This is a genomic window from Asanoa iriomotensis (genome assembly GCF_016862515.1).
Classification (GTDB): domain Bacteria; phylum Actinomycetota; class Actinomycetes; order Mycobacteriales; family Micromonosporaceae; genus Asanoa; species Asanoa iriomotensis.
In genome coordinates, this window is the sequence record NZ_BONC01000035.1 from 34015 (window position 1) to 48009 (window position 13995).

A 13995-nucleotide genomic window follows, 5' to 3' on the forward strand; every position below is an offset into this window, starting at 1 on the left:
CAAGACTGGGGCCGGAGTGAACCGAGGGAAGCCTGCGGCGAGCCTGCTGGTGGCGTGGCTCGTGATGGCACTGGGCGGGTGCGCCGTGCCGCGCGCCGACCCCGTGCTGCGCACCTCACCGGTCTGGCTGGCCGACGACGCGATCTACTTCCTGCGGCAGAGCGGCTCGGACCCGATCGAGCTGTGGGCCCGCGACCCCGAAGGCGCCGCGCGCGAGCGCTACGTGGCCTCGCACGAGGATCTCCCGGATCCCTGCGGCGGCATGGACGAGCTGTTCCGCCTGCCCGACGGCCGGCTCGGCGTGGCGCTCGACTGCGACTCCACCCGGCTGCTCGCCTTCGACCCCGCGGCGCGGACCTTCGACCGGCTCGGCGACCTGCGCTCGCGGGTGGCCCAGGTGACGCTGAGCGGCGACCTGTCCCGCGGCTACAGCGCCGGCGTCAGCGACCGCTGCTGGTCGCTGTCGACGATCGGCCTGCCGCAGGGCGAGCTCGCGCCGACGCTGCCCGAGCTCACCTGCGCCGCCGGCGCGTCGGCCCGCTCGCCCGTGCTCACGCGCTGGGGCGGGCTGGTCTTCGCGGCCACGCGGGACCGGGAGCGCACCGAGGGGACGGATACCCGGCGGTGGTCCGTACACCTGGCGGGTTTCGCGGGTGTGCCGTTCAAGGGCATCGGGCCGACCTTCCAAGGGCTGCCCGACCTCGACCTCTCGCCGGACGAGCACCAGGCCGCGGTGACGGCCACCCGGTTCGGCCGCTCGCGGCTCCTGCTGGTCGACCTGAAGGACGGCGAGTCGCGGGAGCTGCTCTCGTCGGAGAAGGGTCTGGCCGAGCCGACGTTCGCGCCCGACGGCCGGCACCTCGCCTACAGCGACCTGAGGAACATCAAGGTCGTCAGCGTTCCAGGCTAGGGTGCCGGCCGCGCGGGGCGTCAGCCCTGCGTGATGCGCACGTCGTCGACGCCGGCCTCGACGAGGCTCGCGGTGCTCGCGTCGACCGCCCGGAACAGGATCCGGACCGACTGTCCCGCGTACGGCGTCAGGCTCGCCGTGCGGGTCGCCCAGGCGCCGTTGCGGTTGCTGGCCGCGCCCGCCTGCGTGAACAGCGTCGTCGTGCCGCCGCTGTGGACGACGGCCGCGGAGAACGAGTCGGCGCTGCTCGAGTTGCTGCCGTGCGCGAGGTACCAGGAGAACGACAGCGTCAGCGAGCCGCTCGCGGGCAGGGTGATCGCCGGCGACTGGATCGTGGTCGTGCCGCCGTCGACGTCGTAGTCGCCCGCGGACGCGCCGGCCAGCCGGCCCGTGACGAGGTCGTTGACGCCGCTGACGGTGGTGCCGAGCTGCTTGGCGCCGCTGGACGTGGTGGCGGCCGGGTCACCGCGCTCCCAGAGCCCGAGGGTCGCGGTGTCGGTGCCGGCCGGGTTGGTGGTCCAGCCGGTCGCGGTCTCGAACGTGTCGCTGTAGACCGTGGCAGGCGGCGCGGGCGGGCTGACGGCGACGTTCCAGACCGCGTACGCGATCGCGTCGGCGTTGCGGTCCAGCGCGGTGTCGTTGATGTTCGCCGTGGTGTCGCAGGACCGGTGGTAGCAGACGTCGAACGCCGTGCCGGACGTGCCGCCCCACTTGGTCGCCTGCGCCGCCGTCTTGCGCCCCTCGGCGCCGGTGAACGTGCCGCCGGCCGGGATGCCGGCCGCGATGAACGGGCCGTAGTCGCTGCGGCCGTCGAAGTCGGTGCCCTCGGTCGGCACGCCGATGCTGGTGAAGTACTCGATCAGCGTGGCCTCGAGCGCGGCCGAGCCGGCGGGGCCGGGCCCGGCGCCCGTACCGTCGGAGTTGTCGCCGTCGTAGACGAAATAGCCGGCGTTGGGTGAGCCGACCATGTCGAAGTTGTAGTACGCCTCGATGTTGGCGCGGGCCGCGGCGCTCAGGCTGTCGACGTAGAAGTCCGAACCGATCAGGCCGCGCTCCTCGGCGCCCCACCAGGCGAACCGCAGGTGCCGGCTCGGTGTGATGCCCTGCCGGGCGACCTCGAGCGCGACCTCCAGGATCGCCGCGGAACCGGAGCCGTTGTCGTTGATGCCGGGACCCGCGGTCACGCTGTCGAGGTGGGAGCCGACCATCACGGTGTTGGTGGTGTCGCCGCCCGGCCAGTCGGCGATCAGGTTGTAGCCGGTCGCGCCCCCGTAGCTGAACGACTGCACGGCCGTGGTGTAGCCGACCGCGTCGAGCCGGCCGCGCACCCAGTTGACCGAGGCGAGGTAGCCGGGCTGGCCGTGCGCCCGGTTGCCGCCGTTGGCGGTGGCGATGCTCTGCAGCTGTGTCAGGTGTGCCTTCACGTTGGCCAGCGAGATGTTGGGCCCGGGGACGGCGGCCGCGGCCGGACTCGCGAAGGTGGTGGCGGTCATGGCGACGGTGATCGCCGCGGTCAGCAGGATCGGGATGGTTCGGGAAATCCGCATGGCGCGTATGGTCGCCATCCACTTCGGTGCGAACAAGACATCGATGGATTTCTTTGAGACGTACGCCGAAAGTGACCTGTGAGCTGAAACACCACGGATCCCGGGAATGGCCCGTGCGCCGGCGGATTTGCGGGTGGTGTGATCGAGTCCCCCGCCGTTCTGCCCGGTGAGCTGATGACCCTCCGCCAACGCGTCCGCCTGGTGGTGGTGCTCGGCTCGCTGATCGCCGTCGGTCCGCTGACCATCGACATGTACCTGCCGGCGCTGCCCGCACTCACCGACGACCTCGAGACCACGTCGACCGCCGTGCAGCTCACGCTGACCGGCACGCTGGTCGGGCTGGCGCTGGGGCAACTCGTGATCGGACCGCTTGCCGACGCGTACGGCCGCCGCCGCCCGCTGCTCGCCGGCCTCGCGCTGCACGTGGTGGCCTCGGCCCTGTGCGTCGTGGCGCCGTCGATCGGCGTCCTCGGTGTGCTGCGGGTGATCCAGGGCCTGGGCGTCGCGGCGACCACCGTCGTGGCGATGGCGGTGGTCCGCGACCTGTTCAGCGGCACCGCGTTCGCCCGGCTGTTCTCCCGGCTGATGCTGGTGATGGGTCTCGCGCCGATCCTCGCGCCGACGGTCGGCAGCGCGGTGCTCGAGGCGACCAACTGGCGCGGCGTCTTCGTCGTGCTCGGCGCCTTCGGGGTGCTGCTCACCATCACCGCGCTGGTGGCCCTGCGCGAGACGCTGCCGCCGTCGCGGCGCCGGGTCGGTGGCGTGGTCGACACCGTGCGCACCTACGGCAGCCTGCTGACCGACCGGGTGTTCGTCGGCATGGTGCTGGTCGCCGGGTTCGGGATGGCGGCCGTCTTCTCGTACGTGGCCGGGTCGTCGTTCGTCTTCCAGGACCAGTACGGCCTCGACGAGCGGCAGTTCGGCATCGCGTTCGGCGCCGGCGCGGTCGGGCTGATCGCGGCCACGCAGCTCAACGTCCGCCTGCTCCGCCGCCACACGCCGCAGCGCGTGCTGGTCGTCGCGCTGGCCGGCGGCACCGCCGCGGGCGCCCTGCTGATCGCGTTCGCCGCCACCGGCTTCGGCGGCCTGGCGACGCTGCTGGCCGCGCTCTGGCTGGTGCTGTTCGCCGGCGGCCTGGCGATGCCGAACGCGTCGGCGGTCGCGATGACCCGGCACGGCGAGGCCGCCGGCACCGCGGCCGCGTTGCTGGGCGCGGTGCAGTTCGGCACGGGTGCCCTCGCGGCGCCGCTGGTCGGTGTCCTCGGCAACGACAGCGTGGCGATGGCGGTCGTGGTCGCGGGCGGCATGGTCGCCGCGACGTCCGCGCTGCTCCTGGTCGCCCGCCCGCACCGGATGCCCGCCGAGCCGGTGCCGGTGGCCGCTTGAGGTTTGCGCACTGCGCAGGAGCCCGATTACCGGCCAGTAGCCGCGAGTCTCCGTGCTTCGCTGGGTGGTGGTGAACCCGAGGAGGCAGCGATGACCGGATCGATCAACCCGGCCCGATCGGAATGGGACGTCGTCGTCGTCGGGGGAGCGCCACCCGGCGAGACGATCTCTCTCTACAGCAGCCAGGCCGGGCTCTCGGTCGCGCTGGTCGAGCAGGACCGGGTCGGCGGCGAGTGCCTGTTCTGGGCGTGCATGCCGAGCAAGGCGATGCTGCTGCCGGTGCAGGTGCGCAACCTCGCGGTCGACACGCCGGGCATGAAGCAGCTCGTGAACGACCGCCGGGTCGACGCCGAGGCGGTGTTGATGCGGCGTGACGAGATCACCTACAACCACGACGACAAACAGTCCGTCGACCTCATGCTGAGCCACGACGTCGACGTCATCCGGGGGCGCGCCCGGCTGGTCGGCCCGCGCACCGTCGAGGTCTCCGACAACGGCCGGACGCGGGAGATCACCGCCCGCAGGGCCGTCGTGCTCTCGCCCGGCACGGACGCGGCCGTGCCGCCGATCCCCGGCCTGGCCGAGGCGAAGCCGTGGCGGTCGCGGGACGTCACCAACATGCACGAGGTGCCGCAGCGGGTCGTGGTGATCGGCGGCGGCGTGGTCGCCTGCGAGGCGGCGACCTGGCTGCGCGGCCTGGGCGTCGAGGAGTTGACGCTGGTGTTCCCGGGCGAGCGGCTGCTGGGCATGAAGGAGCCGTTCGCCGGCGAGCTGGTGTACGACGCGTTCACGGCCGACGGGATCAAGGTGCGCACCGGCACGCCGGTCACCGGGGTCAGCCGGGAGCGGGTCGACGACCGGGGCATCGGGCGGGTGCACGGTGGCGAGGTCACCGTGACGGTCGGCGAGGGCGAGCAGATCGTGGCCGACGAGGTGCTGGTCGCCACCGGCCGGGTGCCCAACAGCCGGGAGATCGGGCTGGAGACCGTCGGTGTGGAGCCGACGAGCCGCGGTTTCGTCGAGGTCGACGACCATTTGACCGTGCCCGGCACGGACTGGCTCTACGTGCTCGGCGACCTGAACGGCCGGGCACTGCTCACGCACATGGGCAAGTACCACGCGCGGGTCGCCGGCGAGGTGATCGCGGCGCGGGCGGCCGGGCGACCGCTGGACGAGCGGCCGTACAACCCCTTCACCGACATCGCCGACCAGGACGGCGCGCCGCAGGTGGTGTTCTGCGACCCGGAGGTGGCCTCGGTCGGGCTCACCGAGGCGGAGGCGCTCGACCGGGAGCTCCCGGTCGAGGTCGTGGAGCGTGACTTCGTCGGGATCGACGGCGCGCGGCTGGCGCGGGAGCACTACGTCGGCCGGGCCAAGCTGGTCGTGGACAACGCCCGCGACACGCTGGTCGGCGCCACGTTCGTCGGGTCGGGCGTCAGCGAGCTGCTGCACGCCGCCACGGTCGCGGTGATCGGCAAGGTACCGACCAGCGCGCTGCGGCACGCGGTCGCGAGCTTCCCGACGATCAGCGAGATCTGGCTCTATCTGCTGGAGGAGCTGCGGGCGCAGCGGCGTGCCGCAGCCTGATGCCGCTGAAACCGAGCGAGCTGCGCACGACCTCGGCCCAGAACGGCCACAGGTTGGGCAGCACGCGGAGCTGGATGCCGGCGGCCTCGTGCAACGCGAACAGGTCGCCGACGGGCTCGGGCGGGCCGAGCGGTTCGACGGGCACGGTGGCGACCAGCGCGTGGCCGTGCTCGCCGATCAGCCGGAAGGGCCCGGCCGGTAGGCGATAGCCGTACAGCCGGACCGTGCGCATCGCTTCGAGCGCGCGGTATTCCACGGCGTGCACCCTGGCGCCCGAGCCCGCGCCGATGATCCGGTCGCGGTCGTCGGCCGTCGTGTCCGGCTCGACCCAGGCCATCGCGCGTGGGGTGTCGCGGGGGAACCAGTAGTCGGGCGCCCGGTCGAAGCCGACGGCCCAGACGTATGCCTGCGGTTCCGCCGCGGTGGGCGCGACGTGCGGGACGAACCGGGTGATCGTCGGGTCCTCGGAGAAGTGCAACACCTCGTGGTCGGCCGGGCGCATCCGTTCAGTCAATCAGCCGGTGCGCAGCTCTTCCACCGCCGTGCTGCCGCGCAGGAACAGCAGGCCGATGGTGACGGTCACGAGCACCGCGCCGACCGCCAGCGCTCCGTAGGCGCCGATCGTGTCCCAGGGGTGCACGAACGGCGCCGACTCGCCGTAGTTGAACACCTCGTCGCCGGTGAGCGGGCCGACCAGCCGCATGCCGACGAACAACGCCAGCACGACCGAGGGCACGATCGGCACCAGCGCCTGCAGCAGGATCGAGCGGGCCAGCACGCCGCGCGACACACCGGAGGCGACCAGGGCCGCGTACGTCCGGCGGCGCGACGCGATGCCCTCGCCCACCGCGACGATCAGCCCGGCGGCGGCGATCACCACGGCCACCACGATCGCGACGTCGACCAGGTTCATGGAGCTGAGATAGAAGCTGTTCCGCTGTGGCTCGTAGCCGCCCCGGGCCGCGGCGCGCGCCTCGAGGTCACGGAGGATCCGGAAATATCCGCGCATCTCCGCCGCCCCGGCGCCGACGATGACGCACGCGAGCAGTGCGGCGAACGTGCGGGCGCCCTGCCACGGGTCGGTCGTCAGCCGGCGGGCGGCCAGCAGGGCGGCGGGTCGGTGCGACAGCCGGTTCAGGAGCCCGCCCATCCGGTACGAGATCCAGCCGGTGCCGAGGATGACGCCGATCGTCGCCGCGATGGCGCCACCGGCACCCAGGAGGGTGACCAGCCAGAACGGCGGCTCCTGAGCCCGCGCTTCGTAGGACCGGGCCAACGGGACGACGCCGGCGAAGCCGGCGAGGCCGAGCACGATCAGCGCGCCGGGCCAGGGCCTGGGCGCCCGGTCGCGGCGGGCCCGGCGCACGACGCCGAGGGGGCCGACCACGACGCGCCGCAGCATGATGGCCGCGGTCAGGGCGGCCAGCAGGGGCAGCGCGACGGCGACGGCGGCGATCTGCCACGGCTCGGGCAGGACGTCCGTCGGGAGTGGACGGAGACCGCGCGCGTCCGGGCGGTCCAGCAACGGGCGGGCGGCGAAGTACGCACCGAGGCCCGCCGCGACCCCGAGCAGCGCGGCGACGCCGGTCTCGGCCACCGCGACCAGCGTCGCCTGGCCAGGGGTGGCGCCGGCGAGCCGGAACCCGGCCAACCGCCGGTCGCGGGCCGGCGCGCCCAGCCGCGCGCACTGTCCCGCCAGCGCGAGGATCGGGATGCACAGCAGCACGAGGGTGAACGCCGTGCCGCCGCGCAGGCCGTGCTCGTCGAGCAGTGGGTTGACGTAGTGGTCGTTGACCCGGTTGCCGATCTCGGGGATGGCGATCACGGTGAGCGCGGCCAGGATCGCGAGCGTGGCCAGCAGCGCGCTGAACGCCGTGAGCGCCACGCGGATCCCGTCGGTGCGGCTGCCGGCCAGGGCCAGGCGCAGGAGCGTGGTGGGCTTCACCGCACGTGCTTCCCGCTGACCGCCGTCAGGCCCAGCCCCGACGCGTCGACCGCGCCGTCGCGGAGGGCCACCTCGCGGTCGGCGTACGCGGCGACCTGGACGTCGTGGGTGACCAGCAGCACCGTGGTGCGCTGGTCGCGGACCACCCGGACCAGCTCGCCGAGGAGTTGCTCGCTCGTGCGCGAGTCGAGCGCGCCGGTCGGCTCGTCGGCGAACAGCACCCGCGGCTCGGTGACCAGCGCGCGGGCCGCGGCGCAGCGCTGCTGCTGGCCGCCGGACATCTCGCCCGGCCGGGTGTCGGCGAGCTCCGCGACACCCAGCCGGTCGAGCCACCCCACCGCCGCGGTCCGTGCCTCTCGCCGCCCCGTGCCGGCGAGAAGCAGTGGCAGTGCGACGTTCTCCGCCGCGGTCAGCTCGGCGACGAGCTGCCCGAACTGGAACAGCACACCGAACTCGGTGCGGCGCAGCCGCGCCCGCATGCGCTCCGACCAGGTGTCGAGCCGGTGCTCGCCGTAGCTCACCTCGCCGGCGTCGGGCCGCAGGATGCCGGCGAGGCAGTGCAGCAGCGTGGACTTGCCGCAGCCGCTCGGGCCGGTGACGGCGAGGATCTCGCCCTCGGCCACGTCGACGGTGACGCCGCGCAGGGCGGGCGTCGGGCCGTAGGACTTCACCACGCCCCGGGCGCGCAGGATCGTCATGGATGCACCTCCCGATGCAGGTCGGCGACGCGCTCCAGGGTGTTGGTCACCCAGCGCAGGTCGGCGTCGAGGTGGAGAATCGCGAAGTCGGCGGCGATCACGTCGCCGAGCGTGCTGGCCGGGTCGGTCTTGACCGAGGTCAGCTCGCGCAGGCGGTCCATGTGCGCGGTCCGCTGCGCGATCAGGTAGTCGCGGGCCCGTTCGGCGCCGTCGACCAGCACCGCGACCGCGACCTTGGCGAACAGCGTGCTGGTCACGTGCGGCGCCGGCGGCTCGATCTCGGCGAGCCAACCGTCGAGCCGCGCGCGGCCCGCGTCGGTGATGGCGAAGCTCGTGCGCTCCGGCCCGCCGTCCTGGCCCTGGCCGGCGGTGGTCACCAGGCCGTCGCGCTGCAGCCGGCCGAGGGTCGCGTAGACCTGGCCGAACGCGACCGGCTTGGCCAGCGGCAGGCGCTGGTCGTGCGACCGCTTCAGCTCGTAGCCGTGCAGCGGGCCGCCGGCGAGCAGCCCGAGGAGCACGTGCGCGGTCGACATGACGCACACTATTCATTCAGCGAATAGTGTGCGTCAAGCCCCCGTCGGTCACAACAGCTTGTCGAGGGTGATCGGCAGGTCGCGGATCCGGCGGCCGGTCGCGTGGTGCACCGCGTTGGCGATGGCCGGTGCGACGGCGACGATGCCGATCTCGCCGAGTCCCTTGGTGCCGACCGGGTTGAAGGCGTCCGGACCGCCGACGAACGTGATGTCGAGGTCGGGCACGTCGGCGTTGACGGCCATCAGGTAGTCGCCGAACGTGCCGTTGGCGACCCGGCCGGTGTGCGGGTCGTAGGCCGCCTCCTCCAGCAGCGCCGCGCCGATGCCCATGACGGTGCCGCCGATGATCTGGCTCCGGGCCGTCTTCTCGTTGTATAGCCGGCCGCCGTCGATCACGGAGACCAGCCGGCGGACGCGTACCACGCCTAGCTCCTCGTCGACGCCCACCTCGGCGAACGTCGCGGCGAATGGGCCGGCCACGGCCAGGTCGGTGGTGGCCGCGGCGGCGGGCAGGTCCGAGTGGCCGGTCGCCGACAGCTCGTCCAGACCGTGCCGGTCCAGCAGGGACGCGATCGTCTCGCCGGGTCGGCCGTCCAGGCGCGCGAGCCGTTCACCCAACGCGGCGGCGGCGTCCTTGACCGCGGCGCCCAGCGCGCCGGCCAGACCCGAACCGCCCGACTGCGGTGCCGGTGGGAGGTCGGTGTCGCCGAGCTCGACCCGCACCTGGTCGACCTCGATGCCGAGCAGGTCCGCCGTGAGCTGGGCCGTGATCGTGTAGGTGCCCGTGCCGATGTCGGTCGCGCCGGTGCGCACGAGGGCGTTCCCGCCCCGGTCGACGGACAGCCGCACCGTGCAGGGTTGGGCGTAGAAGTCGAACGACGCCTCCGCCATGCCCTGGCCGACCAGCAGGTCGCCGTCGCGCGTCGACCGGGGCGACGGGTCGCGGCCGGACCAGCCGAACCGGTCCGCGCCGACCGTCAGGCACTCCCGCAGCGCCTTGCTCGACCACGGCTTCCCGGACTCCGGGTGCACCTCGGCGTAGTTGCGCAGCCGCAGCTCGACCGGGTCGATCCCGAGCTTGCCGGCCAGCTCGTCGAGCGCCGACTCCAGGGCGAAGTGCAGCTCGACCGAACCCGGCGCCCGCATGAATCCCGTGAACGCGATGTTGAGATGGGCGCGGCGTTCGTGGGTGGCCACGTTGTCGCAGGCGTACGCCATCGGTGTGCCCATCTCGATGGGCGCTGGCAGCATGTCGCCGATGCCGTTGGCCGCCACGGCGTCGTGGTCGATCGCGACGAGCCGGCCGTCCTGGGTCGCGCCCAGCCGCATCCGTTGGCGGCTGGCGGCCCGGTGGCCGGTCGAGCTGAACATCTGCGGCCGGGTGAGCACCAGCTTGACCGGTCGGTCCAGCTCCCGGGCGGCCATCGTGGTCAGCACGGTGTGGCTCCACAGCCGCAGCCCGGCGCCGAAGCCGCCGCCGAGGAACGGGATCAGCACGCGGACGTCCCGCTCCGGCACGCCGAACATGGCCGCGAGCGAGGCGCGCACCATCGACGGGAACTGCGTGGTGTCGTGTACGACCAGGCGTCCGCCCTGCCAGCTCGCCACGGTGGTGAACAGGCCCATCGGGCTGTTGATCTCGGCCCCGATCGTGTACGTGGAGTCCACGGTCACGTCGGCCGCGTCGAGCGCGGCGGCCGCGTCGCCGCGGCTGCTGTCCAACCCGTACGGGTTCTCCTCGATCGTCGCGCGCGGGTCGTCGAGGTCGAGCACCGGCTCCTCGGCCGCGTACTCGACCTCGACCAGCCGCGCGGCGGCCTGCGCCTGTGCCCGGGTGCCGGCCACCACGATGCCGATGTGCTGCCCGTAGTGCAGGATCCGGTCGTCCCGGAAGTACCAGCGCATGGTCGAGCCGAGGTTGCTCATCGGCGGGTCGGCCACCGCCGGCGCGTTGTCCCGGGTCAGCACGAGCAGCACGCCGGGCGCGGCCTCGGCCGCGGACCGGTCGATCCGGGTGATCCGACCGTTGGCGATCGTCGACGAGACCAGCGCCGCGTGCGCCTGGCCGGGCAGGTCGAAGTCGGACGGGTACGGCGCCGCGCCCGCCACCTTGCGCCGACCGTCGATCCGGTCGATGGGCCGGCCGAGCAGGCTCTGCTTCGTGAGCGTCGTCGTCATGACGTCACCGTCCGCAGGATCCGGACGATCGTGCGCTTGGCCAGCTCCACCTTGAACTCGGTGCCGGGCACCGTGAAGGGGTCCCGGATCGCGGCCTGCGCCGCGGCGGCGAACGTGCGCTCGTTGGCCGGCGAGCCGACCAGCACGCGCTCCGCCTCCCAGGACCGCCAGGGCACCGTGCCGACCCCGCCGAGCCCGACCCGGGCCATGGTGATCGTGCCGTCGTCGACCTGGACGGCGGCGCCGGCCGTGGTGAGCCCGAACTCGTACGACGTGCGGTCGCGGACCTTGATGTAGGCGGACCGGGTGCCGGCGGGCAGCAGCGGGATCTCGACGTGGGTGAGCAGCTCGCCGTGGCGCAGGACGGTCTCCACGTCGGGCCGGTCGCCGGGCGTCAGGTAGAAGTCGGTCAGCGGCACCCGGCGTGGGCCGTCGGCGTCGAGCAGCTCGACCACGGCGTCCAGCGCGACCAGCGGCACGCAGAGGTCCGAGGCGTGCAGGGCGATGCAGGACGGTCCGGCGCCGAGGATCGCGTGCATCCGGGCGACGCCTTCGATCGCCGCGCAGCCCGAGCCGGGCTCGCGCTTGTTGCAGGCGGCCACGTCGGGGTCGCGGAAGTAGCGGCAACGGGTGCGCTGCAACAGGTTGCCGCCGATCGTGGCCATGTTGCGCAGCTGGGTGGAGGCGCCGAGGAGGAGGGCCTCGCGGACGAGTGGCAGGCGGGCCCGCACCGTCGGGTCGGCGGCCAGCTCCTCCATCGTGGTCAGTGCGGCGACCCGCAGCCGGTCGCCGTCGCGGGTGACGCCGCGCAGCGGCAACCGTCCGATGTCGACGAACCGGCTCGGGTGCACGACCCGGTCCTTGAGTGCCAGGTCCAGCTCGGTGGTTCCACCGGCGAGGAACGCCGCGTCGGGATCCTCGGCGACGAGCGCGACGGCGCTGTCCTGGTCTTTGGCGCGGAGATACTCGATGCCCGTCCTCGTCATGAGTCGGCCACCTCGCGGATGGCGGCGACGATGTTCGGGTAGGCCGCGCAGCGGCACAGGTTGCCGCTCATGAACTCGCGGATCTCGTCGTCGGTGTGCGCCCGCCCTTCGCGCAGGAGGGCCACCGCGGACATCACCTGTCCCGCGGTGCAGTAGCCGCACTGCAGGGCGTCGTGGCGGACGAACGCCTCCTGCACCGGGTGCGGCACGCCGTCGTCGGCGAGCCCCTCGATGGTGGTGATCTCGCTCCCGTCGCACTGCGCGGCGAGCGTGAGGCACGAGACGATCCGCTTGCCGTCGCGCAGCACGGTGCACGCGCCGCAGGCACCTTGGTCGCAACCCTTCTTGGTGCCGGTCAGGTGCAACTCGTCGCGCAACGCGTCGAGCAGGGTGGTGGTGCTGTCGAGCCGGGCGGGATACGTGCGCCCGTTGACCCGCAGCTCGACGGTAACTTCGGTCGAGCGTGCGGCGGTGGTCGAAGACATGGAGACTCCTCGTGCCGGCGGCCGCTTTCGAGCGACGCTACCGGCGCGCCCGAACGCGGGTGTCGCTTCGAGAACCTTTGCCCGATGGGCAATCGCCGATGCGCGACACTCTCTGCGTGACGGACACGATTTGGGCGCTGGTCCCGGCCGCGACCCGCTGGCTCGACGCCGCCAACGGCCGCGACGACGCGGAACTCGGTTGCCGGATGCTGAAGGTGACCGAGGAGGCCGGCGAGGCCGCCAGCGCCTGGATCGGCCTGCGTGGCCAGAACCCACGCAAAGGCGTCACCCACACGAAAGAGGACGTGGCGGCCGAGTTGGCCGACGTGGTCATCACGGCCCTGGTAGCGATCGAAAGCCTCGGCCTGAACGCCCGCGAAACCCTCGAGACCACCGCGGCCAAGGTCCAGGCCCGCATTCCCCACCTCTGAACCCAGCGCTGACGCCGCCTTCCGCACTGCCGCGAAATCTCGACACCACCGAGACCACCGCCCCCAGTGGGACGCCTCGATGTCCGTCACGCTCAAAGTCCGTTGCACTGGTGGTTGTGGTGGGAGCGGCGGTGGGGACGGTCGCGGTGGCGGTCACCCCCGTCGCTCGGCCGTTGCCGCGGGCGTGGTGGTGGATGTTGTGGTTGGGGTTGTCGGCGGGTCGGGGCAGCGGATGGTGTCGTCGGGCAGGTGGACGTCGCCGGGTTGAGTGTTGCCGCGGGCGCCGTCGTGGTCTCGACGTCGCCCTGGTGGACGCCGCCGCACTGAGGCACCTGCAGTGGTTGTCGCCGGGGGTGCGTCCTCGCGATGCGTTGGGTCGCGGCCGAATCGCTGGCGAACCGACGTGCGGGTCGCGACGTCATGCCTAATGCGACGAAGCGACCGGCAGGGGTGCCCATCGGAGCGGTCCGCGGTGCCACGAGGTCGTGTCCGGCGTTGATCGCTTCGTTCCGATCGGGCCGTTGAGTGAGGCCGACGCGGCTCATGCGTTGGAAAGACGCCCCGCGGTCGGTTCGCACCGATCCGCGGGTGCGACCCAACGCCATGTTGGGCTCGCAGGGCGAGGGACGTCTTGTCATGGAGGTGCGGCCATTGAGGGAACCGAACGTGCCGCTCGGCGCGACGGGTCCGCCCGCGTCGCCGCCGTCGGTGCCGCCGACCAGCAGGACCACGTCGGGCCGGGCCGCGGGCGCGTTGCGTCGGGCGGCGGTGGGTCCGCCGGGAGCGTCGTCCGGACGGACGTCCGACGTGTTCTGTGTTTGAACGGCCTTGGGGGAACCAGGCGGGGGTGGATTGCGGATTTGGCTGGCAACGCCATCCGCGTTGGGGACCGGCGTGCGAGGTTCTGCGGCTGTTGCGTGGGCTCGGCGCAGCCGGGCGGCGTGGCGTTGGGCCAAGCCCCACGTGCGGTGGCGGGCACGCTCGTGGCGGAACTGGTCGCCCGCCGGTGAATAGTTGCGGGCCGCTGACCGGTCACGCATTCCGGCGAGTTCACCAGAGGTGAACAACTGGAGCTGCCGCATAAAAGAATTATCTCGCTCGATGGTCCTCCCGCGCTATCCATTTATCGCCATTTGATCATGCCATATTAATTGCGGCGAGAAAGTCCTGCGGCGGCCTCATCTGGGACAGCTCGGCAAGCAGGCAATGGGCGTCCCGGCCCGTCACAGACCTCGGCCGCAGCCGCCTCGGCGTGGCGTTCGGGCGCTGCCCGGTCAGAGCGAGTCCCGTTGAAGCAATCACTCACGCC

12 protein-coding genes are annotated in these 13995 nt (G+C 72.7%); 4 read left to right on the forward strand and 8 right to left on the reverse strand.

The window, feature by feature from the left end; genetic code table 11:
* The first annotated feature begins 49 nt into the window (after positions 1–49).
* Positions 50–910 carry a hypothetical protein gene (locus tag Air01nite_RS23685; RefSeq protein WP_203705305.1) on the forward strand — a complete coding sequence of 287 codons (861 nt, stop codon included), beginning with the start codon at positions 50–52 and terminating at the stop codon, positions 908–910.
* A 20-nt stretch (positions 911–930) separates the two neighbouring features.
* Here Air01nite_RS23685 and Air01nite_RS23690 read toward each other — a convergent pair whose 3' ends face one another.
* Positions 931–2457, reverse strand: coding sequence for a M28 family metallopeptidase (locus Air01nite_RS23690; protein WP_203705307.1), 1527 nt, complete (start codon positions 2455–2457; stop codon positions 931–933).
* A 174-nt stretch (positions 2458–2631) separates the two neighbouring features.
* On the opposite strand from Air01nite_RS23690, the gene Air01nite_RS23695 reads away from it, so the two are divergent.
* Together Air01nite_RS23695 and Air01nite_RS23700 are read left to right on the forward strand one after the other, a co-directional pair.
* Positions 2632–3843 carry a multidrug effflux MFS transporter gene (locus Air01nite_RS23695; RefSeq protein WP_203705395.1) on the forward strand — a complete coding sequence of 404 codons (1212 nt, stop codon included), beginning with the start codon at positions 2632–2634 and terminating at the stop codon, positions 3841–3843.
* 90 nt (positions 3844–3933) lie between these two features.
* A complete protein-coding gene (locus Air01nite_RS23700) occupies positions 3934–5430 on the forward strand; it encodes a dihydrolipoyl dehydrogenase family protein (RefSeq protein ID WP_203705309.1) in 1497 nt (498 codons plus the stop codon).
* Here the strand turns inward: Air01nite_RS23700 and Air01nite_RS23705 are convergent.
* From Air01nite_RS23705 to Air01nite_RS23735, 7 genes are read right to left on the reverse strand one after another with little or no spacing between them, the layout of a single operon-like run.
* The gene (locus Air01nite_RS23705; protein ID WP_203705311.1) at positions 5369–5932 is read right to left on the reverse strand and encodes a DUF6886 family protein; all 564 of its coding nucleotides are present in this window, start codon (positions 5930–5932) and stop codon (positions 5369–5371) included. The genes Air01nite_RS23700 and Air01nite_RS23705 overlap by 62 nt on opposite strands.
* Before the next feature lie 12 nt (positions 5933–5944).
* Complete coding sequence (locus Air01nite_RS23710) at positions 5945–7375, reverse strand: ABC transporter permease (RefSeq protein ID WP_203705313.1); 1431 nt, start codon at positions 7373–7375, stop codon at positions 5945–5947.
* A complete protein-coding gene (locus Air01nite_RS23715; RefSeq protein ID WP_203705315.1) occupies positions 7372–8073 on the reverse strand; it encodes an ABC transporter ATP-binding protein in 702 nt (233 codons plus the stop codon). Before Air01nite_RS23715 ends, Air01nite_RS23710 begins: the two co-directional genes overlap by 4 nt.
* Positions 8070–8606: a PadR family transcriptional regulator gene (locus tag Air01nite_RS23720; RefSeq protein ID WP_203705316.1), complete on the reverse strand. Its 537-nt coding sequence runs from the start codon at positions 8604–8606 to the stop codon at positions 8070–8072. The genes Air01nite_RS23715 and Air01nite_RS23720 overlap by 4 nt, the downstream gene beginning before the upstream one ends.
* A gap of 48 nt (positions 8607–8654) precedes the next feature.
* Positions 8655–10784: a xanthine dehydrogenase family protein molybdopterin-binding subunit gene (locus Air01nite_RS23725; protein WP_203705317.1), complete on the reverse strand. Its 2130-nt coding sequence runs from the start codon at positions 10782–10784 to the stop codon at positions 8655–8657.
* A complete protein-coding gene (locus Air01nite_RS23730) occupies positions 10781–11770 on the reverse strand; it encodes an FAD binding domain-containing protein (protein ID WP_203705318.1) in 990 nt (329 codons plus the stop codon). The genes Air01nite_RS23725 and Air01nite_RS23730 overlap by 4 nt, the downstream gene beginning before the upstream one ends.
* Positions 11767–12255 (reverse strand): (2Fe-2S)-binding protein, encoded by a 489-nt coding sequence (locus Air01nite_RS23735; RefSeq protein WP_203705319.1) that lies wholly within the window; start codon positions 12253–12255, stop codon positions 11767–11769. The genes Air01nite_RS23730 and Air01nite_RS23735 overlap by 4 nt, the downstream gene beginning before the upstream one ends.
* Positions 12256–12371: 116 nt before the next feature.
* Here Air01nite_RS23735 and Air01nite_RS23740 point away from each other — a divergent pair, with 116 nt between their 5' ends.
* Entirely contained in the window at positions 12372–12686 is a 315-nt protein-coding gene (locus Air01nite_RS23740) for a MazG-like family protein (protein ID WP_239090912.1), read from the forward strand.
* The last annotated feature ends 1309 nt before the right edge of the window (positions 12687–13995 follow it).